Annotated in this window: 19 protein-coding genes; 13 read left to right on the forward strand and 6 right to left on the reverse strand. The window is 40.0% G+C overall.

Translation table 11 applies throughout. The features are described 5' to 3' along the window. Nucleotides 1–58: 58 nt before the first annotated feature. Both ACIQXN_RS05150 and fdhF read right to left on the reverse strand, forming a co-directional pair. Nucleotides 59–532, reverse strand: coding sequence for a helical membrane plugin domain-containing protein (locus tag ACIQXN_RS05150; protein ID WP_402962596.1), 474 nt, complete (start codon nt 530–532; stop codon nt 59–61). A gap of 17 nt (nt 533–549) precedes the next feature. After that, nucleotides 550–3,483, reverse strand: coding sequence for a formate dehydrogenase subunit alpha (gene fdhF / locus ACIQXN_RS05155; RefSeq protein ID WP_402962600.1), 2,934 nt, complete (start codon nt 3,481–3,483; stop codon nt 550–552). Nucleotides 3,484–3,817: 334 nt separating this feature from the next. On the opposite strand from fdhF, the gene ACIQXN_RS05160 reads away from it, so the two are divergent. The 10 genes from ACIQXN_RS05160 to ACIQXN_RS05205 all read left to right on the forward strand — a co-directional run bounded on the left by ACIQXN_RS05160 (nt 3,818) and on the right by ACIQXN_RS05205 (nt 14,077). Continuing rightward, a complete protein-coding gene (locus tag ACIQXN_RS05160; RefSeq protein WP_402962604.1) occupies nt 3,818–4,174 on the forward strand; it encodes a Na-translocating system protein MpsC family protein in 357 nt (118 codons plus the stop codon). 66 nt (nt 4,175–4,240) lie between these two features. Beyond that, nucleotides 4,241–5,038, forward strand: a complete 798-nt coding sequence (gene fdhD / locus ACIQXN_RS05165) for a formate dehydrogenase accessory sulfurtransferase FdhD (RefSeq protein WP_402962608.1) — start codon at nt 4,241–4,243, stop codon at nt 5,036–5,038. Nucleotides 5,039–5,325: 287 nt separating this feature from the next. After that, a complete protein-coding gene (locus ACIQXN_RS05170) occupies nt 5,326–7,395 on the forward strand; it encodes a Na+/H+ antiporter (protein ID WP_402962612.1) in 2,070 nt (689 codons plus the stop codon). A gap of 330 nt (nt 7,396–7,725) precedes the next feature. Beyond that, on the forward strand, nt 7,726–8,778 hold the full coding sequence (gene desA, locus ACIQXN_RS05175; RefSeq protein ID WP_402962616.1) for a Delta(5) desaturase DesA: 1,053 nt from the start codon (nt 7,726–7,728) through the stop codon (nt 8,776–8,778). Nucleotides 8,779–8,869: 91 nt separating this feature from the next. Next, entirely contained in the window at nt 8,870–9,991 is a 1,122-nt protein-coding gene (locus ACIQXN_RS05180) for a sensor histidine kinase (RefSeq protein ID WP_402962620.1), read from the forward strand. A gap of 11 nt (nt 9,992–10,002) precedes the next feature. Next, nucleotides 10,003–10,611 carry a response regulator gene (locus ACIQXN_RS05185; RefSeq protein WP_402962624.1) on the forward strand — a complete coding sequence of 203 codons (609 nt, stop codon included), beginning with the start codon at nt 10,003–10,005 and terminating at the stop codon, nt 10,609–10,611. A 118-nt stretch (nt 10,612–10,729) separates the two neighbouring features. Continuing rightward, the gene (gene msrA / locus ACIQXN_RS05190; RefSeq protein ID WP_402962627.1) at nt 10,730–11,251 is read left to right on the forward strand and encodes a peptide-methionine (S)-S-oxide reductase MsrA; all 522 of its coding nucleotides are present in this window, start codon (nt 10,730–10,732) and stop codon (nt 11,249–11,251) included. 161 nt (nt 11,252–11,412) lie between these two features. Further along, nucleotides 11,413–12,108: a response regulator transcription factor gene (locus tag ACIQXN_RS05195; RefSeq protein ID WP_402962632.1), complete on the forward strand. Its 696-nt coding sequence runs from the start codon at nt 11,413–11,415 to the stop codon at nt 12,106–12,108. Further along, nucleotides 12,105–13,460, forward strand: coding sequence for a sensor histidine kinase (locus tag ACIQXN_RS05200; RefSeq protein WP_402962635.1), 1,356 nt, complete (start codon nt 12,105–12,107; stop codon nt 13,458–13,460). Before ACIQXN_RS05195 ends, ACIQXN_RS05200 begins: the two co-directional genes overlap by 4 nt. Nucleotides 13,461–13,525: 65 nt before the next feature. Continuing rightward, nucleotides 13,526–14,077, forward strand: a complete 552-nt coding sequence (locus ACIQXN_RS05205) for a PepSY domain-containing protein (protein WP_402962639.1) — start codon at nt 13,526–13,528, stop codon at nt 14,075–14,077. Nucleotides 14,078–14,169: 92 nt separating this feature from the next. Here the strand turns inward: ACIQXN_RS05205 and ACIQXN_RS05210 are convergent, their stop codons facing one another. The 4 genes from ACIQXN_RS05210 to ACIQXN_RS05225 all read right to left on the reverse strand — a co-directional run bounded on the left by ACIQXN_RS05210 (nt 14,170) and on the right by ACIQXN_RS05225 (nt 19,695). After that, the gene (locus ACIQXN_RS05210; RefSeq protein WP_402962643.1) at nt 14,170–15,249 is read right to left on the reverse strand and encodes a tetratricopeptide repeat-containing glycosyltransferase family 2 protein; all 1,080 of its coding nucleotides are present in this window, start codon (nt 15,247–15,249) and stop codon (nt 14,170–14,172) included. 380 nt (nt 15,250–15,629) lie between these two features. Beyond that, complete coding sequence (gene shc / locus ACIQXN_RS05215) at nt 15,630–17,525, reverse strand: squalene--hopene cyclase (protein ID WP_402962647.1); 1,896 nt, start codon at nt 17,523–17,525, stop codon at nt 15,630–15,632. 122 nt (nt 17,526–17,647) lie between these two features. Beyond that, nucleotides 17,648–19,303, reverse strand: coding sequence for a M14 family metallopeptidase (locus tag ACIQXN_RS05220; protein WP_402962650.1), 1,656 nt, complete (start codon nt 19,301–19,303; stop codon nt 17,648–17,650). 119 nt (nt 19,304–19,422) lie between these two features. Then, nucleotides 19,423–19,695, reverse strand: coding sequence for a DUF1450 domain-containing protein (locus ACIQXN_RS05225; protein ID WP_402962653.1), 273 nt, complete (start codon nt 19,693–19,695; stop codon nt 19,423–19,425). Nucleotides 19,696–19,957: 262 nt separating this feature from the next. Between ACIQXN_RS05225 and ACIQXN_RS05230 the strand changes: the two genes are divergently transcribed. The 3 genes from ACIQXN_RS05230 to ltaS all read left to right on the forward strand — a co-directional run bounded on the left by ACIQXN_RS05230 (nt 19,958) and on the right by ltaS (nt 23,719). Beyond that, complete coding sequence (locus tag ACIQXN_RS05230) at nt 19,958–20,917, forward strand: siderophore ABC transporter substrate-binding protein (protein WP_402963347.1); 960 nt, start codon at nt 19,958–19,960, stop codon at nt 20,915–20,917. Between the two features lie 531 nt (nt 20,918–21,448). Then, nucleotides 21,449–21,574: a hypothetical protein gene (locus tag ACIQXN_RS05235; RefSeq protein ID WP_402962660.1), complete on the forward strand. Its 126-nt coding sequence runs from the start codon at nt 21,449–21,451 to the stop codon at nt 21,572–21,574. 171 nt (nt 21,575–21,745) lie between these two features. After that, nucleotides 21,746–23,719 carry a lipoteichoic acid synthase gene (gene ltaS, locus ACIQXN_RS05240; RefSeq protein WP_402962664.1) on the forward strand — a complete coding sequence of 658 codons (1,974 nt, stop codon included), beginning with the start codon at nt 21,746–21,748 and terminating at the stop codon, nt 23,717–23,719. Nucleotides 23,720–23,759: the final 40 nt, after the last annotated feature.

Below are 23,759 nucleotides of genomic sequence, written 5' to 3' on the forward strand. Positions count from 1 at the left end.
ATTTATTGTTTACATTCGACTTGGGGATAGTCTGTTTAAATTATTACTATTACTATTACTATTTCAGTTCTTTACCCATTCCTTTTAGGAAATGGACGCCGAAACCAATCGCTCGGTTAATGTCGGGGTCGTTCAATACTTTTACTAAGCTCATGACACCGATTTTTTTGTCGGTCTCAATGAATTTACTGCCTTCGTCCATGCCGGCAAGGGCACTTGTAAGGAGCTTTGTCACTTGGTCGGCATCAGCCTTCATCAAGGCTCCAGTTGCACCCATAAGCGTGTTGATCAATTTGGTCACGGGTTCTCTGGTTACTTGTCCAAGAGCGACTTTTGCAATTTTTTCTTTTCCTTTAAGCATCGAATTAGCGGCATCAAGCACGCCGGAGTCGTTCAGATCACCAAGGATGTCAAACAAGCTGTTTAACACATCTTCGTTATCGGTGACTAGCGTTTTTAACTCTTCGATTTTTTGTAGCTTTATATCTTCCTCAGTTATAGGATTATGGATTTCCGTAATGGGAGCTGCCATGATCTTCACCCTCCTTATTATTTATCTGTTAAGTGTACATAACCTGGACGTGCCCACTTACGTTGAACCTCGACACCATTTTGAGGATGGCGTTTTTTATTCCGTGGGTTAGATCCTGGCAATGGAATTTCTCCGCTTTCTTTAAGCACTTCCATACGTACCTTGGTTTGTTTATAAGCAGGTGTACTTGTACGGTGATCATAGATAGGACCAGTCAGGAAGTTGATGGCTGAATCCTTGTCGACGGAGTTCATCGGTAGGAATAGTTCATTCTTCTTCACTCGGTCTGTTATTAGCACTCTCAGTTTAACGGCACCATATGGTGATACCAGACGAACCAATCCGCCATCCTTCACTTGGCGCTCCTTAGCAAGCTCCGGAGAAACTTCAACGAAAATGTCTGGAACCTTCGATTGAATTCCGTTCGATTTATTCGTCATATTTCCTTCGTGGAAATGCTCAAGCATACGTCCGTTATTGATATGAAGATCGAATTCTTCTGGGAATTTATGCGGCTCTACCCAGTCAGCTATCGCAAAGCGAGCTTTTTTATCCGGGAAGTTGAACCCATCCACATAAAGAAGCGGTGTGCTTGATCCGTCATGACTTCCCCATAGGAAGCTGTTCCATCCTTCAAGAACTTCGTAATTCGCTTGGCTGAAGATTGGAGAAAGGCTAGCCATTTCATCATAGATGTCGCTAGGGTGAGTGTAATTCCAATCTGCACCTAGGCGTTTAGCGATTTCTTGGGTGATTTCCCAGTCCGCTTTAGAATCTCCCAAAGTAGGAAGGGCTTTATATAAACGTTGTACACGACGTTCTGTATTCGTGAATGTACCGTCTTTTTCAAGAGATGGTGCTCCCGGTAATACTACATCCGCATATTGTGCTGTTCTAGAAAGGAAGATATCTTGAACAACAAAGAAATCTAAGCTTGATAGGATTTTATCGACATGGTTTGCATCAGAATCCACAAGTGCCATATCTTCACCGACAAGGTACATAGCTTTCATGTCACCTTTTTCGATGGCATCAAGCATTTGGATATTGTGCATACCTGGTTTGTCATCAATTTTAACACCATAAGCTTTTTCGAATTTAGCACGAGCAAAATCATCGTTAACATGTTGGTAACCTGGTAGGAAGTTAGGTAAAGTTCCCATGTCACAAGCACCTTGAACATTGTTATGACCACGAAGAGGATACGCACCCGCTCCTGGACGACGGTAGTTCCCTGTAGCTAAAAGAAGGTTGGAAATGGCTGCCGATGTATCGGAAGCACCAGTGTTTTGTGTAACACCCATTCCCCAAAGGATACATGTACCATCTGCATCGCGAATCTCTTCTGCGATTTGGATTAATGTTTCTTTTGAAATTCCTGTGTTTAGCTCTGCATATTCTAGGGTATATTTTTCTAGTAGTTCCTTATATTCGTCGAAGAAATTCACATTTTCATCGATGAAGGCTTGATCGTGCCAACCTTGGTCAATCATGTATTTTGTTACGGCCATTAACCAAACTTGGTCTGTACCTTGTTTAGGGCTGATATGGATATCAGAGCGTTCAGCCATTTCGTTTTTACGTACGTCGGCCACAATCAGTTTTTGTCCGTGTAGCTTATGAGCACGTTTTACGCGTGTAGCTAGAACAGGATGTCCTTCGGCTGGGTTTGCACCAACGATAATGACAAGACCTGCTGCTGCGATATCTTTTATTGTACCAGCATCTCCACCCATACCTACTGTACGGAACAATCCGTCTGTAGCAGGAGATTGACAGTAACGAGAGCAGTTATCGACGTTATTTGTTTCGAACATTTGACGTGCTAATTTTTGGATCACATAGTTTTCTTCATTCGTGATTTTAGATGAAGAAATGAATCCTACGGCATTGCCACCGTATTGCTGTTTGATTGAACCAAGTCTTGAGGCAACCAAATCAAGAGCTTCATCCCAGCTTGATTCTACGAACCTACCATTTTTACGGATCAATGGTTTAGTGATACGTTTTTCAGAGTTTACGAAGTCCCAACCGAATTTCCCTTTAACACAAGTGGAGATTGCATTAACAGGTCCTTCGTGTGTAGGTTGAACTTTAAGGATTTTGCGCCCTTTTGTCCAAACTTCGAATGAACAGCCGACACCACAGAATGTACATACTGTTTTCGTTTTCTTCGTACGCGTTTCACGCATCGCTGCTTCAATATCAGAAACAGGGAAGATTACGCTCATATCCGGCTCAACATCTTTAACAAGGTTGATCATTGGTTCCATAATATCTTCTTTCAAGGCTGTCATGAAGCCAGCCTCTCCAAGCATGGATTTCTCCATTAACGCATTACATGGACAGATTGTTACACATTGTCCACAGCCCACGCATGATGAATTATTGATTTCAGTTCCTTCGTCCCAGATAACACGTGGACGTTCTGCTTCCCAATCGATGGATAGCGTTTCATTAACCTGTAGGTTTTGACAGACCTCTACACATTGTCCGCAAGCGATACATTGGTTCGCATCATAGCGGTAGAATGGATGGGACATGTCCACAGCCAATTCCGGTGTAGTTTTAGGTGTGAAATCTTGATGCGGAATTTCCATTAATTCTACAGTGTTGTGCAGTTTACAGTTGCCGTTATTATTGTCACAAACTGTGCAATATAATAGGTGATTCTCAAGCAGGCGGTCCATCGCTTGATTTTGCGCTGCCTTTGCGCTTGTTGAATCCAATGAAATATCCATGCTGCTATCAACTTTTGTCGAGCATGATCTAACAAGTTTTCCATTCACTTCTACGATACACGTATCGCATGTTTGAATCGGATCTACTTCAGGAACATAACAAATCTGTGGATGAGGTATCTCATTTTGATTGATAACTTCCAAGATTGTCGATCCAGTTTGTGCTTTATAATCCAAGCCATTGATTTTAATAGTGATTGAATCGCTCACAATTATTCCCCCTCTTATTACCAAAAAACGCGAAAAAAACCACCATGATTACACCTCTGTCTCTGAACAGTGATGTAAGTCATGGTGGAATAGTTTAATAGCAAATCTTGCCAATATACCAATCCAGACCATTATTTGAATGATGGATAAAAGATAGAAACATAACAAATCATATTATGTGACCAACTTTCACAAAGATATTATACCTTTATTTTTTAAAAGAAACAATCATATGATAAAAGTAGTTATTTTCAATAAACTTTTTTTTTTATTCTTATTGCTTTATGATAAGGAAACACTAGATGAAATATCATATGTTAGGAGCGAAATCAAGATGTCAAAAGTAATCCATGAATTCAATGATATGATTCGAAAGCTCCGAAAAGAACTATTCGGAAAAGGGCCAGAGCGGATTCATACGGTGTTTGTAGATAATATGGCTGTTTCTACGCTATATGGGAATCTGACTCCGACGGAAATATTCATTTCAAGTACGGAAGAGGGCAAAGACATGGTCCATTCAGCAAGGACAAAAATGATTCAAGATGTTTATTCGGTTGCGCCTCCTGAAGGAATGGAAGAGTTGGTCGGTGCGAACCTGGTTCATTTGTTTTCTGATATCAAAGTGAAGGAAAATATAGCCATTTCGGTGTTTGTATTTGACCAGGATATAGCAGGAAAATTAAATTGAACTAAATCGTACTACATCCTTAATATAAAGGTTAAAAGGGTCGTCTAGATAAAGAGGAGTGAAGGCATGAAGGAGATAGAAAAAAAACGGGGGATTATCCGCATTAGCAAAGGAGGGGTCCAACATACCGAAGACACGGTGGTGACGGAATTTCCCGTCACCGTGAAGATAAATGGGCAAGAGTTCGTGACGATGGTTTGTACACCCGAGTACATCGAAGATATGGTCATCGGTTATTTAGCTTCGGAAGGGATCATCCGGAAATATGAAGAAATCAAAGAGATCTGGTACCAAGAAAAAGAAGGATATGTTCACGTCAAAACGGATAAGCTAAATCCCTATTACCAAGAGTTTCAAAATAAACGATATATTACATCATGCTGTGGTGGAAGCAGACAAGGTTTCGTCTTTGTAAACGATGCTCTGACTGCCAAGAAGATGGAGAATATGTCGGTAAAGCTAACTACGGATGATTGCTTCCGCTTAATGAAGGACCTGCAACAATCTGCTGTGACGTTTCAAAATACCGGTGGTGTCCATAATGCCGCATTATGTGATGTGAATGGGCTCGTTTTAAGCCGGATGGATATTGGGCGCCATAATGCACTCGATAAGATTTATGGGTATTGTTTGAAAAATGGTATATCTATAGAAGGAAAAGCGATTGTATTCAGTGGCCGCATTTCATCGGAAATTTTGTTGAAAGTGGCAAAAATCGGTTGCGAACTTATCCTTTCTAAGTCCGCGCCAACTGAATTAGCGTTGGAGTTGGCAGAGGGACTAGGCATAACAACCGTCGGCTTTATCCGTAATGATTCAATGAACATATATACGTGTCCGGACAGGATTCAACTAAATGAATAGAAGTTACTAGACCCGAATGGATTGCTGATCCACTCGGGTTTTATTTTTTTGACGTCTTTTAGCTAATAAAATGACTCTTGAAAGTTGTTAAAACTGTTTGTAATGAATAACTAAGGGGTATATCAACTATCGTTAATACAACTAAATATATTAATTAGAGAGTTTCTTTTAAAACACCTTATAAGTAGGGACTATTTTTAAAAGTGATGATAATCACTTTAAAATATCTCTGCTTTTTTACCTTTTTAGAGGCAATCGTACAAAATAATAGAAGATAGGAGGATTCTATGTCATTTTTAATCACTTTGCTCGGATTATTGGTATCCACAATAGTCGCTACAATATTACATGCTAAATGGCCTCGTATTCCGCTCCCAATCTATCAGATAGCCATGGGGGCAGTCATTTCATTTTTACCACTTCACTTATCATTAGAATTTCATTCTGATTTATTTATGATTTGTATTATTGCTCCTCTCCTATTTACAGAAGGGAAAAACACTTCTCGGAAAGAAATGCTTGAGCTGCGTAAGCCTATTCTGTTATTGGCTTTTGGGTTAGTATTCGTAACTGTTTTTGCAGGTGGCTTTTTTATCCACTGGTTAATTCCAGATATGCCTTTGGCTGTGGCTTTTGCATTAGCAGCCACCATTACTCCAACGGATGCAGTAGCGGTACAATCCATAACAAAAGGCTTGAAATTGCCCGGGAATATGATGCCCATCCTTGAAGGAGAATCGCTTTTCAATGATGCAGCGGGAATCGTTGCTTTTAAAGTGGCATTGGCAGCTGCATTGACTGGCGTTTTTTCTATAAAAGATGCTTCGCTTAATTTTTTATTTGTGTCTTTAGGTGGGATTATTATAGGTCTCCTTCTGGGCTATTTAATCGTTAAATTGCGATTGTTCCTACGGGTTCATGGACTAGAGGAAATTTCTATGTCCATTGTTATTGAGCTGATTACACCATTTGTGATTTATATGGTTGCTGAAGAGATTTATGTTTCTGGAATCTTAGCAGTGGTTACCGCAGGAGTCATTCATGGCATTGAGCGGGATCGCCTTCAGAGTTCCACAACCAAGTTGCAAATTATATCTACGAATACATGGTTTGTATTAGGTTATCTTTTGAATGGTCTTGTATTTACTTTATTAGGATTTATGATACCGAGTGTTTATCAGGAAATTGAGTCCAACTTAAATAAGGGAACTCTTTTTGGAATTAGCGTCTTGATTGTACTTTTATTATTGGTGATCCGTTTTATTTGGGTATACATTCTTCATGATACTTTCACGAAAATCAGAGTGAATCCATTAGAGCAATTTATTATGTCCAGGGTTCATCCTGAAGATAACAACGTCGTGGATGATAAGAATGTTTCAAAATCACGATATGCCCTTTTGGCATCAGTTTGTGGCATTCATGGTACGATTACTTTAGCCACCGCTTTATCCATACCAACTTTAATGCCGGATGACACGATGTTCCCGATGCGTAATACAGTCTTATTTATCGCGGCATGTGTAATTTTGTTAAGCGTCTTTTTGGCTACATTTCTTTTACCGATATTAATAAAGAAACCGACTGGATCTGATGATGAGCGTCTTACTACTGAAGAAGCTTATAAAATTGTGTTAAATAAGACAATCCAACTGTTGAGTAAAGAGACAACCATGGATAATCAGAAAGCGATTCATCAAGTTATAGAAGATTTAAATGAACAATTAATAGATTTGGAACGGGGAATAACGAAAAGGCCGGATAATCGGACCATAAAGGATTTGATGAAGCTAGGGGCCAGCAAGGAAATGGAAGTCGTTTCTGGGTTAGTACAAAAAGGGGCTATCTCTGAAACAACTTTTGAGCTTTATAAGGTGTATCTTTCAAGAACGTTAAACTATATGCAAAAATCACCTTTGAAACGAGCATGGATTAATTGGAAGACCCTCTTTATCAAAAACAAGATTAATGTCAAATGGGATAAAAAATGGGAAACGAAATTAGAGAACTCCATTAATAGTAATGCGGACCTGATCCGGGAGTTCCGTAAAGCACAAAAAGAAGCACAAAAAGAAGCGATGATATTAATCAAACAACAAACTACTCCAGAAAACCGTCATGAAGTCATGTTGGTCATTCAAAGATATAATCGTTATTTGAATCCATTCGGAACACTAAGTGAAAAAGAAGTAAATCGTTTCGAAGAGATGGTCAGTCGTTTTCAATTGAATGCGATGCAAATCGAACGTGATATCATTCAGCAAATGGTTGAAGAGGATCAAATATCCACTAAAACCGCAACGGAGCTTAGACAAAACTTAGTTTATGATGAAATGCTCATGATCCAAAGTCAATAAAATAATGATTCCAAGTATGTGTTTCCCGTTTGAGGTGAATCTGCTTTTCTTCTGGATTATCATCATGTAGGTACTTAGTATTTCCTCTACTTTATGCGTAAAATAAGAAAAAAAGGAAATAATAGGGTAGTTAAATGCCGTTGTAAGACTGGTATATGACAGATGTCATATGAGTTCATTGACGTTTATGACTACAGGAGGTTGAAGATTGTAACTATAATTGAAATATAGAAAAGAAAACATTCATCACTACTATATAGAAGTTGATTCATGCCATTGAATGAACGTTATTGAAACACTCCATTTTTTTAACATTTTAAGGAGGAAACTATGAGTAAACACGATCAAAAGCAGTTAAGAAAAGAAGTTGCGCCTTTTGAAAAGTCGAATACGAAATCAAGCGTGAAGCAGATCATCAATACATTTCCACCATTTTTTCTACTCTGGTTCTTGGCATATCAGAGTTTGAGCATTTCCTATTGGCTGACACTGGCATTCGCCATTCTTTCTTCAGGGTTCGTCATCAGGATTTTCATCATTTTCCACGATTGCTGTCATTCCTCGTTTTTCAAAAGCAAGAAAGCGAATAATATCCTAGGTACGATCAGTGGGATTGTCACTTTATTTCCTTATGAACAATGGAAGCACAGTCACTCGATTCACCATGCAACAAGTAGTAATCTAAACAAACGTGGCACAGGCGACATTTGGGTCATGACGGTCGATGAGTATGTAGCCGCTTCATTCTGGGGACGCCTTGCTTACCGTTTATATCGGAATCCGATTGTCATGTTTGGCTTAGGACCGTTTTATCTATTCCTTGTAACCAATCGTTTGAATGTAAAAGGTGCGAGAAAAAAAGAACGTATGAATACGCATTTCACTAATGCGGCTATCGTATTGATTTATGGTCTTTTATGCTGGGCCATTGGATGGCAGGCATTCCTTATGATTCAATTGCCTATCCTATTTGTATCGGGTTCACTGGGTATTTGGTTGTTCTATGTGCAACATCAGTTCGAAGATTCTTATTTTGAAGAAGAATCCGAATGGGATTATGTGAAGGCAGCGATAGATGGAAGTTCTTATTATAAACTTCCAAAGGTATTACAATGGGTAACCGGTAACATCGGTTTCCATCACGTGCATCATCTAAGCCCTAGAGTGCCGAATTATAATCTTGAGAAAGTCCATGATTCCACGTTGCCTTTACAACAGGCAACGACGATTACGATTGGCTCAAGCTTAAAATCTCTTCGCTTCCGCTTATATGACGGAGAAAATAAAACGTTTGTAAGCTTTAAAGAGATTAAGGACCGTTTGAATAAAGCGAAGTCTAACATTGAAATGAATGCAAAACGACCAAGCTTACAAGAGAAATAAATATCCGTACAAAACCATTCAATTTCGATTGAATGGTTTTTTGATAAAACTTCGTAGTATATACTAGGAGGAAAAGAAACAGAGGGACGCTATGCAAAGTTGGTATCATATTTTTCCGAAGAATACTGGATTAAGCCCGTATGTCTGGATTATTTTTTGTATTCTTCCTTTTTATTTCATTTTTAAATCATCCTCGATGTTGGAAATCATCTTTGGCATTATCATGATCATTTTATTTTTCATCTCTTACGGTCTTTCATTCGCATCAAAGGGATGGCCTGTATATGTTTGGACAGGGATTCAAATCGCTATTTCCATATCAATGACCATATTTTTCGGTTTCATTTACTTTTCTCTTTTTCTAGCGTTCTTCGTTGGCAATGTTCAAAATAAGGTAGGCTTTTTTGTATTATATTCGGTACAGCTTTTGGCTACTATCGTGTCTGTTAATATTGGCTTTATTTTGAAAGATCCCATTTTCTTTTCACAGTTTCCGTTTATGCTCATTTGTATAGTGGGCGTGATCCTGCTCCCGTTCAATACGTATAATCGAAATAAGAGAGATAAGCTAGAAGAACAGCTTGAAGATGCCCATAAACAAATATCGGAACTCGGAAAGATAGAAGAGCGTCAGCGTATCGCTCGGGATTTGCATGATACTCTGGGGCAGAAGCTTTCACTAATCGGGTTGAAAAGTGACCTTGCTGGGAAGTTGATTGATTTGAATCCAGAGGCGGCTAAGAAAGAAATCAAGGACATCCGTCAAACAGCGAGGACGGCATTAAAAGAAGTAAGGGAAATGGTGTCGGAAATGCGTGGGGCGAAGCTTAGCGAAGAAGTCATACGGGTTAAGCAGATTTTGAAAGCCGCGCAAATTGATTTTGAATTGGATGGTTCAACGGATTTACAAGCTACACCCTTATTTGCTGAAACCGTTCTGAGTATGTGCCTGAAAGAAGCCGTGACAAATATCGTGAAGCATAGTCATGCAGATTTATGCAAGGTTTCAATTGAAGAAATGAAGACAGGCGTGACGATTAAAGTCGAAGATAATGGTGTCGGTCTTTCCCAAAAAACAGAGTTCTATAAAGGAAATGGACTTCAAGGAATGAAAGAAAGATTGGAGTTTGTGAATGGTAGCCTGGAGATTGATTCAACCAATGGCACCATCGTATATATAAGGATACCGAATGCTATAAAAATTAATGAATAGGTGGGATTAATTTGATTCGAATTGTGATTGCTGAAGACCAGCGGATGTTGCTTGGCGCTCTTGGGTCTATCCTCGATTTAGAAGAGGATATGGAGGTTGTCGGGAAAGCAAGCAATGGGGAAGAAGCAATGAATCTCGTAAACCAACTTCACCCTGACATTTGTATAACAGATATAGAAATGCCAGTGAAAACCGGGTTAGATGTGGCGGAGGAGATTAAGAACAAAGAGATTCAATGCAAAGTCATCATTTTAACAACATTTGCCCGCTCTGGTTATTTTGAAAGAGCCAGAAAAGCCAAAGTGGGTGGATACCTATTGAAAGATAGTCCGAGTGAGGAATTGGCCAACTCCATTCGTATCATTATGGATGGAAGGCGCATATATGCACCGGAGCTTGTCGATATGGCTTTCGAAGAAGAAAACCCCTTGACTGAAAGAGAAACCCAAGTGCTCGGATTGATAGCAGATGGTAAGAATACTAAGGAAATTGCCCATCAGCTTTTTCTGACCAATGGAACGGTCCGTAACTATATATCAGTCATTCTCGATAAGCTGGATGTCAGCAATCGTGTGGAAGCCATTGTTCGGTTCAAGGAAAAAGGCTGGTCTAAAGATTAAATAGGATGGGCCTTGGAGCTTATCCTATTTCTTATACAATCAGCAACCACTACATAAAACAAATGGTTATGGTATATTGGTTTTTATTACATTAGATGAATAAAGGGGGACGATTGGTATGGAAAAAGCAATATTTGCCGGCGGTTGTTTTTGGTGCATGGTTACACCATTTGATGAACTGCCAGGTATAGAGGGTATCATCTCCGGTTATTCAGGTGGACAGGTTGAAAACCCTACCTATGAGGAGTTGAAAACGGGGACAACCGGGCATTATGAAGTTGTTGAAATTACGTTCGATCCTCATGTTTTTGCCTATGAGAGATTGCTTGAATTGTATTGGCAGCAAATTGACCCAACCGATGATGGAGGACAATTCCATGACAGAGGAAGCCAATATCGGACGGCCATTTTCTATCATAATGAGACACAGCACCAATTAGCTCTTGAATCCAAAGAGCGCCTAAGTGCCAGCGGGAAATTCAAGAAACCGATCGTTACGGAAATCCTCCCGGCCCAAACTTTTTATCCTGCAGAGGAATATCACCAGGATTATCATAAGAAAAACAAGAAACATTATAAAGAGGACCGTGAGAAATCCGGCCGTGATGAATTTATCAGTCAGAATTGGACGGGTAAATAATTAAGCACGATTTTCAATCCTCTTGTTTCAATGTGAAAACAGCCCTCTTCCTTTAAAGATGGGCTGTTTTCTATGTGGATATCTTTTTAAGCGGGAATCGGCCATTTCTCATGATATTTTCATGTTTCTTCAGTACACTAAGAATTAGGTGGTGTTGAATGATGGATAAACGGATTTTGATCATAGAAGATGAAGAAAAAATCGCAAGGGTGCTTACATTGGAACTCAACCATGAAGGGTATCAAACCGAATCGGCCTTTACGGGAAAAGCAGGACTTGAAATGGCCGAATCGCAAGTTTGGGATTTGATTTTACTAGATGTGATGCTGCCTGAATTAAATGGCATCGAAGTATTAAGGCGGTTCAGGAAAAAGGACAATCATACCCCGATCATCCTTCTGACAGCGAGGGACGCGGTACCGGATAAGGTGAACGGGCTCGACCATGGTGCGAATGATTATGTAACCAAGCCATTTGAAATCGAAGAGTTGCTGGCAAGGATCCGTGCATGTTTTCGTAGCCATCCTGGGAGTAGCATGGAACCTGCACAAGAGGATATTTTAAGGGTCCACGATTTACAATTGGAACTAGGAACGAGAGATATCCAACGTGCTGGCAAGCGGATTGAGCTGACATCGCGTGAGTTTGATTTGCTGGTTTATCTAATGGAAAATAAAAACCAGGTTTTGTCACGAGATCAGATCATCTCCCATGTATGGGGATATGATTTTTCGGGGGATACGAATGTGGTGGATGTGTATATCCGATATTTACGGAAAAAAATCGACTATCCCTATGATGTGCCTCTCATCCATACGTATCGCGGTGTGGGGTACAGCTTGAAGGAGCCACAATGAAAATTCGTTCAAAAATACAATGGTACTCAAGCTTGTTTTTGACCATCATGCTGGTCTTGCTAAGTGTCTTCGTCCTTAGCGCTTTTCTATGGATTTCGATAGAGCGTGAACAGGATATGCTCGAAAACCAGGCACAGCTCATAGAAGAAAATGTCCAGGAGAAGGATTTATTAGCTGGAGGTTCAAAGGTGATTGAACCCTACACGCCAGATGATGGAATGGTGCGGATATTCCAGTCGAATGGTTCTCTGGTCAATCGTTTTGTTGATGAAGATGGGCTTGAAGAGCTACCGGTGAAATCATTTACCGATAAAGGGTATAACTTTGCAAAAGTGGATGGAGAGTACGCATTGACCTATCGTGCACCCTATCCGGAAAAGGGCGTCCCAGTTGGGATGATAGAAGTCACCCAAACACAGGACGCTCTCCTTGAACAATTATCCTTGCTGGCGCTTGTGCTTGTTGGTTCTTCGCTTTTTGTCATTCTTTTATCGGTTATCGCCGGGAAGTGGCTGGCAAACCTAATCCTTAAACCGATTTCCATCATGAGCCAAACCATGGCGGATATCGAAGAAAGCGGGGAATTCAAAGAGATCCCCCTGCAGGAGAAATCAAAGGATGAGCTACAGGTGATGGGCATTGCCTTTAACAGGATGATTGGCAGACTCGAACGGAACTTTGACCAGCAGCAGCAATTTCTATCGGATGCCTCCCATGAACTGAAAACGCCGATAACCGTGATAGAAAGCTATGCTTCCCTATTAAAACGCTGGGGCATGAAGGATGAAGCGATTCTAGAAGAGGGGGTGGAGGCGATTCATCATGAAGCCCTCCGCATGAAGCAGCTGACGGGTCATCTGTTGAAGGCAGCTTCCCCGATGGAATCCTCAGCCGACGTGAAAGAAGAAATCGAATTGATTTCATTTTGCGAACAGATTGCCCAAACGTTCAGACGGACTACGGAACGCGAAGTGAATGTCACGTCTGAACGTACAACCATCCATATCGAGGCGGTTTCAAGCCAACTTGAACAAGTGCTCGTCATTTTAATGGACAATGCGATGAAATACAGTGACTCTGTCATTGATATTTTCATACATGAGAAGGAAAGCAGACTATTAATAGATGTGCAGGACCAGGGCGTTGGCATTTCGGCAGAGCATTTGCCACACGTGTTTGAGCGCTTTTATCGGGTGGACTCGTCAAGGGCAAGGAAAACGGGGGGGAATGGACTCGGGCTCTCGATTGCTCGCTCCCTTGTCGAGTCCCTTGGCGGGAAGTTGGAAATTCAAAGTGAATTGGAAATGGGAACAACCGTCACGATTAGCCTTTCTCATCAAATTCTAATCTAGCATTCATTTTGACCTCATAGTGACCGGTTATCCTTAAGGTAACAACTTAAAGGAGGAATCCATTCATGAAAGAGACATGGAGTAATATGAAAGAAAACATCATAAAAAGGAAAAAGCTACTTATGACGATTTCGGCAGCAGCCGTTTTACTATTCGGAGGTGTGGCCGGTACGGCAGTGTATGCGGTCAATCAGGGGACGCTTTCTGAAAAAGAGGCGATTAAAGTGATCTCGGGAGAACTCGGTGGAGAGGTTGTCCAAGTCGAAAAAGAATGGGACGAATATCCGGTTACCTATGACATGACCGTTAAAACGGAAGAAGGCTATCAAGACGTAGAAGTCGATGCAAAAGAGGGAAAGGTTCTTGATCAAGAGATTGACGATGATCAAGATGAAGACGCATTGATCGAGGAAGCTATGAAAACGGCAAAAATCAGCATGGAAGAAGCTGAAAAGATTGCATTGAAGCAGGTCGAGGGCCAAATAACCGATTTGGAAGCGGATATGGAAAATGGCGTTCTTATTTATGAATTGGAAATCAAAGAAGACCAGAAGGAATATGATATAGACATCGATGCGAATACGGGTAAAGTTTTAAAGGTGGACATGGATAATTAACTGATTCAATTTTGTTTTTAAAAAGAAAACGGTTGAGCAGAAAGAGATAATCAAAAATGAAAACACCCCCGTTTACAGAAACGGGGGTGTTTTCATTTTCCTTCAAGGTCTTCGAAGTATTTCCGATTATAGAGAACAGCAGGGTGATTAGGTACGAATTCAGCGGCTAACTCATTATGCTTGTTAGCTTCACTCTGTTTTCCAACTCGGTCATAGCACAAGCAGAGCTGTAAATGTGGCAGCCATGTATAGCTGCTACGTTCAATAAAGGGACTTTTGGTTTCTGGAAGGTCAACTTGTGTCGCTAATTTGTACCAGAAAATTGCACGTTCGTAATCATGTCGTTGTAGATAAATGGAACCGAGCCGGCAGCAATTTTCTCCTCTAGGCGTATCATATTCAAATGATTTTAAGCAACTCCGGATTGCCGGCAGCCATTCTTTGGTCTGGATGAGACAATCGGACATCTTACCGCATGCTTGAATATTATCTTCGCTCCAGCCCTTGCCCTCATCCAGGAATTTCTGATACCATTCAATGGCTCTTTCGTGGAGACCGTGGTCCTTGCATTCATTTGCGAAATAATATTTATCGCGTGGACTGAAAGAGTGCCCTGATTCCAGTGCTTTTTCGTATATTCTCAGATTTCGGTCGTTATGGACCTTTTCCTTTTTATGAACAATGGCAATATCGGATTGAAGAATGTTACCCCAAACTTCGAGGTATTCATGAACGAATCCAATCCATCTGAAGTTCTTTTCCCGTTTAACGAGACGGTTTCGACGGGAGCTAAAGCTAGGGTTTCCGCGTTCATCAAATGAAAGATGATATGACATCATGACCGAATCAACATCAGTCGGAAGCGTTTTTTTGAGTGCTAAGATTTTCTGCTTGTTCTCTTTGGTTACAATGTCATCTGCATCAAGCCAGAGGATATAGTCTTTCGTCGCCTTGGAAAAAGCGAAATTCCTTGCTGCGGCAAAATCATCAATCCATTCGAAATCATACACATGATCTGTGAAACTAGCGGCAATTTGCTTCGTTTTATCTGTAGACCCCGTATCGATTATGATGATCTCATCTGCCACTTCACCTACAGAAGTAAGACAGGCAGCAAGCGTGTCTTCTTCGTTCTTTACGATCATGCAAAGACTAATTGAAATGTTAGCCATTTTTTCACCTCCGCTAACAGCATATTAGCTTCCGCACATAGGGGTGTTGTAAGGGAGGGAAAAAGGGCACTACGATTTAATAAAGTAATTTTTATCAGGGGAAATCAAGTGGTATACAGAAAACCATCCCCAATCTATCCACAAAATCTACAAGTGTTCAATGTTCCAGAAGAAAAAATGTGCATGATTTCCGACTTGGGATTTGTAAAATGTAGATGAATAATCGGAATATGTGGATAAGTGCGTCGTTTGGTAACTATTCAACTGCAATTGATGTGGATAACCAAGGATTGTGGATAACCGAAACGGAATCTGAGAGGTTTTTCCACAACCCATCCACAAATTGTGTTTAGCATCTCGAAAAGAGTGGATAACCGGTTTCAATCAGACATGAATTTATTTTTGTAATGGCTTAATGTTAATAAGGGATAAATATATCGATAACTATGATAATGGATGTACAAAAAGTTGGCCATCGCCTGACCAGCAGGATAATCATTGGTCCAGCGATCTTTTTGACCTTCGCGAACGAGATAGGAAACCCCCTTTTTGATTTCAGGAGTTGGTTCATCCGATGTCGAAATGAGGGCGTCCACTGCCCATGCCGTGTGGGTCAAAGTACTGGTTCCAAGTGGAACATACTTTTCCCGAATGTCACTATAGCAGGATTCTCCCCAACCACCGTCTTTATTTTGAATTTTTTTTAACCATCCTATGGATTGTTTGATGGCCGGGTGCTCTGAAGAATGACCAGCTGCCTTTAATCCTGTCAGTGCAGACCAGGTCCCGTAAAGATAGCAAATTCCCCATCGGCCATACCACGACCCATCCGGTTCTTGATTATCCAAAAGCCAATTGACGGCTTTTTTGCTGATTTTTTCAGGTTTCTTCATATTGGCATAGTTCCCTAAAAATTCGAGTGCCCTTCCTGTCAAATCGGGTGTCGAGGGATCCGTTAAAAGGTATTTGGATCCTTCGAAAGGAACGAAATGCAACCATTTATGATCGTTATTACGTTCGAATGAAGGAAACCCGCCATCGTCATTTTGCATGGAAATCATGAAAGCGACCCCACGTTGCCAACTGTCCTGATTCGCCGGATTATGCTTTAGTTCGCTTGCTAAGGCTCTTAATGAAGCACTCGTATCATCCACATCAGGATTCATGGTATTCAAATCGGAAAATCCCCAGCCGCCAGGAACTGCCTTTGGGTTGTGAATTCGCCAATCCCCGAATATGTGATGCTGACGGGTTAGCAAATATTGATTGGCTGCCTTCACCGTTTGATCTTTTGAAGGCAGTCCCGCTTCCTGTAACGCGTAGCTGATCAAAGACGTATTCCATACATGCGGGGTGGTGAACTGGATGTGAGTATGGCCATCAATTGAGCAGGCCATCTTCTTCAATCCGGCAACAGCTTTTAGAATCACGGGATCTTTTTTCGAGTAGCCGACTGAAAGTAGGGCAAATATCATGAAAAAGGTAGAGCCGAAATAATTGTAGAGTGTGCCATCGGGTTCAAGTCGGTCAATCATATAGCGTTTTGTAGATTCAAGGGCTAGGGAATGCAGATAATCCGGAAAACCAATCAAAGATTTGACTGCATTCTGTACGGTAGAAAAGAAGGAGCGGTATTCCTCGGTTCGATACTCTTCCCAAACATGTTCTTTCGAACGTTCCTCCCGTGTGTGATATAAATCTTTTAGGTTCGGTGTGATGGGGGATTTAATCTGGAATTTTTTATGACCAAGAAGAAGTAATGGAATCATGTTCACCCGTCCGAAAACGGAGAGGTCATATATATTAATGGGAGAAATGGGTGGTAATAATATAACTTCGAGAGGCAGCGGAAAAATGAGAGGCCATTTGTATTGTCCGGTGACAGTCAGCATCATTTTTGTTAACATTTTTGCCTGCTTGATTCCGCCATGAGAAAGAATGAATTGCTTCGCCTTTTTGATATGTGGATCTTGTTTTTTACAGAGGCCGCTATAGAGAAGTCCATAGTAGGCTTCGATGGTGACGGATAGATTGCCGTCTTTTTCGTCTTGAAAGAGTTTCCATGAACCATTTTCAGTTTGCTTACTTTCAATCCTCTTTACTAAGGCTTCTATAAGCGGTTCATCTTCTATTTGTAATATTTTCAGTAATATAATCATATAGGCATCAGCCGTAATCCCCGTATCAAAAGGATAATTCCATGAGCCATCCGGTGCCTGATCTTGTTTCAAACGGTTAACGAGACGGTTGATCTCCATATATACTTGCTCGCTCAAAGGCCTTCCCCCTTTCAAATCATCCATTTACATATCTATTCAAGAATCCAAGAAGCATTCCAAAAGAAAATAAAACACGCTTGAGCAATTAGCGCTCAAGCGTGTTAGGAATAGGTTCAACGTTATTTAACCGGTAAGGAGGCTTGTTTCATATAGCGGTAAACCGGAAGCTCGTTCCCTTTGATAGCTGGGATGAAGTTAAAGGTCACGTAACTGTCTATGCCCTCTGGTTCAAGGGCCAGGGCGATGAAGTTGGCGTCAGGTTGAGCCATGCTGAATACGTAGCTACCTTTTTCGAAGCTTTGTTTTTTGGTCGAGACAGATGTCGTCACTTCTTTTGTCGCATGCCCGTTTTCAAGCTCTTCAGAAACTTTTAAATCCGTTACTTTGTAGCTTTCAACCGGTACGGTGACAGATCTCTTTAATCGGTTAACCTGAACACCCAATCGTTCGAGCTTTTTTGCTACCTCTTTGTACTCGGCAGGGAGGATATAAGCCGTTGGCCGATTTCTAACAAGTGTAGGGTAGGCATCGGTCGAATCGAGCCAATCGATGGGTGTATCCACCTTTCTTGCTTTTGCTAGGTCGATGACCGTTAATTTCTGGTCCTTGATTAGTTTATTTTCACTTTTGATGACTATTTTATCTCGGTCATTGGCCTTTTGCCCATTTCTTACGACTTCGTTTTCAGATTGCCGAACCACTTTCTTCACTTTGCTGGCCTGATCAGCTGTTGCTTTAATAAAGGCAGCCTGCGCAGTAGCCTGAGCAAAAACGCGTCGTTTGAAATCTGTACGTCCAATATTGATTCCTCTTGTTTCTATTAAATAAGACATCGTATTTTTTAACCCTAGGGCGTTGCGTCCAATCCTTGCTTCCGTGCTTCCTTCGGTCGCCGTCAGAACCCCGTCTTCAGAGGTCGCCAGCGTATAGTAGTCATGATAGGAGAGATTTTCTTTTTTCAAAGTCTTAAAGACCTTCGGCAAAAGCAATTCATCGGAAGTTTTTCGTAATGCCTGCGGGATATTTAAATTCTTGGCTGAAGAGATGAGCAAGTCATATGAAGCAATTGATCCATTTGTTCCGACATTTTTAAGTGGGCCGGGATTGACCGTGTATTCATGTACATCAAGAATGACATCTGGTTCGTAGGCGTTGATCGCTCGATGGATTATCTGTACTTCAGGATGTTCCACTTTTAAATAGTCACGGTTGGCATCCAGGTTTTCGGCAGTATTCCGTTTAAAGTAATAGGATCCATCTGGGTTGACGCGTGGGACGATGGCAATATTCACTTTATCGAGTACATTGCCTAGCTTACCTTCAGCAAGCCATTGGGCGATCACCAATGTGGATTCCCCGGCCGCAGGTTCGTTGCCATGAATTTGTCCCTGAATCCAAATCAATGGCTTTTTCGAATGCTTCTGCATTTTTTTGGTATCCTTACTGAACAGAAGCATGGGAATATCGCGGCCTTCTGTCGATTGACCAATCGTTTTCAATTGAATGTTTTTATTTTTGTGGGACAAGCTCTTGATGAATGTTTTCATTTCTTCTTGGCTTGTAAAAGCGAGTCTGTCTTGTTGAAAGGCCGGTGTTTTGAATGAAGTATTAGGGACAGGGAAGAGATAGGAGAGATTATCAGGTTGAGTATAACTTGGACCGGTCCCATAATAAGGGGTAAATTCTTCTCCCTGAACAACGGAGCTGGGATTCAGCAAGCCAGCAGCAAGACTAAGAGATACGATAGAAGTAATAGCAGGAACACTTTTTTTCACAGACAGCCCTCCAAAAAATAAGTTACTTTCCATAAATTATCATAAACTGTACAGGAAAAGTAGCTTAAAGTTATCATATGGTAAAAAATAGTAATATCAACCTAGACTAAACGTAGCCTTTATTCTTTTAATTTGTTTTGCAACTGATTTAAAAGGTCGTTTGGATCCGCTCCGACTAGCACTTGTCCATTTACCTTGGCATAGGGGGATTTCTTGCAAAGCGCACATTCACTTAAACATTCATATTCTTTGTATTGAATCCGTGGATTGGTTAAAAATGCACCATAGACCTCTAAAGTTTTTTCATCAAGGAACCGATCAATATTATTTTGGCAAAATTCTATTTGTACATTCTCTTTTTTAGTGAAGAGTTTAGAAAGAAAGGTTTTCATTATATCGCTACTTTCGTTAGAAGAGTAAATATATGTTATTTTCATTTTATCATTGGCGAAGTGGGTTGCATAGTTGGAGTTATATGTGCTTAATATAACCCAATCCAAATGATTACATTTTACCCAAGTAATTTGATTTATTAAGTTGGCAGGCGCCCAGGATATGGTCAACTATTAAGTGGTATAGAAGATAAATGTGACCAAGCTATAGGTTCTAAGATGATTTCAAATATAAAAAAAATTCCGAGGTGACTATTCAATGTTGAAAAAATTATCTATGTTGCTTTTATTGGCAATGTTAGCAGTAGTAGCTGTAGCTTGTGGTTCTAATGATGAAAAAGAAGAATCAAGTACAAAGAAAGAAACAACTACTAGTGAAACGGCTAAAAGTGAAGAGTTCACGGTAAAACACCAATTAGGTGAAACAAAAGTTAAAACGAATCCCGAAAAAGTTGTCGTATTCGATATGGGTACGCTTGATACTCTAGATAAATTAGATGTAGAAGTAGCAGGGGTCCCTCATGATGGCCTTCCTGAGTATCTTTCTGCTTACAAAGAAAAAACAGAAAATGTCGGAGGTTTGAAAGAACCTGACTTTGAAAAAATCAACGAAATGAACCCAGACTTAATTTTGATCTCTGGCCGTCAATCGGAAGCATATGAAGAGTTAAGTGAAATTGCCCCAACTGTATTCGTAGGGGTGGATACTACAAAATATATGGAATCATTTGAAGAGAATGTCACGTTATTAGGTAAAATCTTCGGTAAAGAAGATCAAGCTGCTAAAGAACTTGCGAGCGTTGAAGAAAAGATTGATGCTTTGAAAAAAGAAGTGCCTACTGATAAAAAGGGTTTAATCGTCCTTGCTAATGGTGGAAAAGTAAGTGCATATGGTCTTAACTCAAGATTCGGCATCATCCATGATGTATTCGGAGTTCCTGCGGTAGACGATAAATTAGAAGTTTCAACGCATGGTCAAAGTATTTCTTTCGAGTATATCGCTGAGAAAAATCCTGATTATCTTTTCGTTATCGATAGAGATGCGGTAGTGGGTGATGGGGATGCTGCAAAAGAAACAGTGGAAAATGACATTGTGAAGAACACAAACGCTTATAAAGATGGCCATATCGTTTATTTAGATCCTAACTACTGGTACCTATCAGGTGGCGGAGTAGAGTCTGTTAATGAAATGGTGAAAGAAATTTCTGAAGGTCTTAAGTAATATTGAATGTAAAATGCCTACTCCCACTTTATGTGAGAGTAGGCATTTTTTTATTGAGTAAGTAAAGGGATGGGAGGAAGCCTACAGGTAAGTAAACGTGAAACAAAAAAGCATCAAAGTGAATTTTTTTCTTCCTATTATATATGTATCCTGGATTTTGCTGAAAACTAAGTGGCCTACCCTTTTTATAAAAGCGAATAGTAAAATTACAAATATATTATTTTATCCAAAATGAATCATTTTTAAGGATTATCCGTATATATTAGGGAATGTCCAGATGAATTTGAAGAATGTATGAAAAAGGAGATTCTTGTCGATGAAAGACATTAGAGGTTATGCCTTCGAAAGCTCTCGAGGGAGTAAAAGGTATAGGATTGAAGGTCATATGATGGGTTTTTTACAAGTTGTCGAATTGTAGGTGAGAAAAAAAGAAATACCGAAAAACCTTAAAGTTAGAAAAATTCAGTTTCAAAAAATTAATCATTTACATATTTTGTAAAGCTATAGCCTTTTCGTGTGGAGTCGTTTATAATGAGTAAAGCTTGGAAGAACGGAAAAAAGGGAAGGATATCTCATCCACCATTGCCAGAAATCAAGAGTAATATTTATTGGAATATGACCGTGGCTTCCTATATATTTAAAGGTATCGATTTTTAGTATTTTGTAGTCGGGAAGAACTTAGGTAAGAAAAACAAGCTGACATACGAAGGTTTTATGCATTCTTGACTATTTAAGTAAAAGAATGCTATCATAAGGTTTGCGAATTTCCGTCTTCTGTAAGTAAGTAAAAGTTTACTATAATACCACTAGTTTAATAGAGGTGAAAGCATGAAAAATTACTTGAAAAAAGGCCAGCATGTATTTGCAAATAATATACTAGGCTTTTTTGTTATTGCTGTAGTCCTATTTTGGATCAAAACCTATATTAGTTATCGAATTGAATTCAATTTAGGGATAGAAAATGGACTGCAACAGTTTTTACTTTTTGTTAACCCGATAAGTTCAGCTATCTTAATTTTCGGCTTGGCGTTATTGGTGAGAGGTAAAAAGTCATTCAAATGGGTTATCAGATTAAATTTACTGATGTCCTTATGGTTATTCATTAATATCGTGTACTATCGTTCATTTACGGATTTCATTACACTGCCAACGTTGACACAGTTGCAAAATAATGCCGGAGATTTAGGACCGAGTGTTTTAGCATTATTTAAATCGTACGACTTATTGTATTTCCTGGATACTGCTCTTTTAATGGTTTTATATAAATTTAAAGACTATAAACTTGAAAACGTTAAAATCAAACGTCGTACGATTGCAATGGTTTACCTGACTGGACTTGTGGTTTTCGCTATTAATTTGGGACTGGCTGAAAAGGATCGTCCACAATTATTATCAAGAACATTTGATCGAAACTACATTGTTAAATATCTTGGGATGTTTAACTATACTGTATATGATGCCGTTCAAAACACTAAAACGTACGCTCAGCGTGCAACGGCAAACAGTTCGGATATTACAGAAGTCGTCAACTATACCAAGGCTACAAGTGCTGAGCCGAATCAGGAATACTTCGGTAAAGCAAAAGGGAAAAATGTTATTTATTTACATTTGGAATCCATGCAGAATTTCTTGATCGACTATAAGTTGAATGGAGAAGAGGTCACGCCTTTCCTGAATTCACTTGCACATAATAAATCCGATTTCATGTACTTTGATAACTTCTTCCACCAAGTTGGTCAAGGGAAGACAGCGGATGCAGAGTTCATGCTTGAAAATTCATTGTTCGGTTTGCCGCAAGGAGCAGCATTCACGACCCAATCACAGAATACGTATCAAGCAGCACCGGCAATCCTAGGACAAAATGGGTACACTTCTGCCGTATTCCATGGTAACTATAAATCCTTCTGGAACCGGGATAAGATGTATAAGTCACTTGGTTTTGATAAGTTCTTTGATGCAGAGCATTATAATATGGAGAATAAAGATGAAGTGCTAAGTTATGGATTAATGGATAAGCCTTTCTTTAAAGAATCGATTCCTATGTTAGAAACGCTTGAACAGCCTTTCTATTCGAAATTCATAACGGTATCCCATCATTTCCCATATGCGATGGATCAAGAGAAAACGACAATCGAAAAACATACAACTGGGGATGCCTCAGTTGATAGCTATTTCCAGACAGCACGCTATGCCGACGAGGCTCTTGAAGAATTCTTCAAATATCTGAAGGAATCAGGTTTGTATGATAACTCAGTAATCATCATGTATGGAGATCATTATGGTATTTCGGAAAATCACACAGATGCCATGTCACAAGTGCTTGATAAAGAAGTGGGCACTTTTGAAAATGCTCAACTACAGCGTGTACCACTATTGATTCATGTTCCAGGTGTCGAAGGTGGGGAAATGCACCAATACGGAGGTCAAATCGATCTTCTTCCAACTATGCTGCACCTCCTAGGAATAGAATCAAATGATTATGTACAATTCGGTTCAGATCTATTGTCCAAAGATCATAATGAAATCGTACCTTTCCGGAATGGAGATTTCGTAACGCCAGAAGTCACTTCAATTAAAGGGAAGTACTATGATTCAAAAACTGGAGAAATAGTCGAAGAAAATGAAGACATCCTCAACTCTAAGACTAGAGTGGAGACCATGCTTAATTTATCTGACCAAGTCGTGAATGGTGACTTGTTACGCTTCTATTCGCCGAATGGTTTTGAACCAATTGATCCAGCAGATTATGATTACACAAACCAAGAAGAAGAAACCAACCAGGTGGATTCTGATAAAAAGTAATGAACGGAAACAAGGTAGGAAGCAGATGCTTCCTACCTTG

Origin of the sequence: Peribacillus sp. NPDC097295 (genome assembly GCF_044761665.1) — a bacterium.
GTDB lineage: Bacteria > Bacillota > Bacilli > Bacillales > DSM-1321 > Peribacillus.

What these genes read in the sequence shown, in the direction of transcription:
- ACIQXN_RS05150 (WP_402962596.1), bottom strand. Translation starts at nt 532, where the DNA reads ATGGCAGCTCCCATTACGGAAATCCATAATCCTATAACTGAGGAAGAT.
- ACIQXN_RS05160 (WP_402962604.1), top strand. Translation starts at nt 3,818, where the DNA reads ATGTCAAAAGTAATCCATGAATTCAATGATATGATTCGAAAGCTCCGA.
- fdhD (WP_402962608.1), top strand. Translation starts at nt 4,241, where the DNA reads ATGAAGGAGATAGAAAAAAAACGGGGGATTATCCGCATTAGCAAAGGA.
- ACIQXN_RS05170 (WP_402962612.1), top strand. Translation starts at nt 5,326, where the DNA reads ATGTCATTTTTAATCACTTTGCTCGGATTATTGGTATCCACAATAGTC.
- desA (WP_402962616.1), top strand. Translation starts at nt 7,726, where the DNA reads ATGAGTAAACACGATCAAAAGCAGTTAAGAAAAGAAGTTGCGCCTTTT.
- ACIQXN_RS05180 (WP_402962620.1), top strand. Translation starts at nt 8,870, where the DNA reads ATGCAAAGTTGGTATCATATTTTTCCGAAGAATACTGGATTAAGCCCG.
- msrA (WP_402962627.1), top strand. Translation starts at nt 10,730, where the DNA reads ATGGAAAAAGCAATATTTGCCGGCGGTTGTTTTTGGTGCATGGTTACA.
- ACIQXN_RS05195 (WP_402962632.1), top strand. Translation starts at nt 11,413, where the DNA reads ATGGATAAACGGATTTTGATCATAGAAGATGAAGAAAAAATCGCAAGG.
- ACIQXN_RS05200 (WP_402962635.1), top strand. Translation starts at nt 12,105, where the DNA reads ATGAAAATTCGTTCAAAAATACAATGGTACTCAAGCTTGTTTTTGACC.
- ACIQXN_RS05205 (WP_402962639.1), top strand. Translation starts at nt 13,526, where the DNA reads ATGAAAGAGACATGGAGTAATATGAAAGAAAACATCATAAAAAGGAAA.
- ACIQXN_RS05210 (WP_402962643.1), bottom strand. Translation starts at nt 15,249, where the DNA reads ATGGCTAACATTTCAATTAGTCTTTGCATGATCGTAAAGAACGAAGAA.
- ACIQXN_RS05225 (WP_402962653.1), bottom strand. Translation starts at nt 19,695, where the DNA reads ATGAAAACCTTTCTTTCTAAACTCTTCACTAAAAAAGAGAATGTACAA.
- ACIQXN_RS05235 (WP_402962660.1), top strand. Translation starts at nt 21,449, where the DNA reads ATGAGTAAAGCTTGGAAGAACGGAAAAAAGGGAAGGATATCTCATCCA.
- ltaS (WP_402962664.1), top strand. Translation starts at nt 21,746, where the DNA reads ATGAAAAATTACTTGAAAAAAGGCCAGCATGTATTTGCAAATAATATA.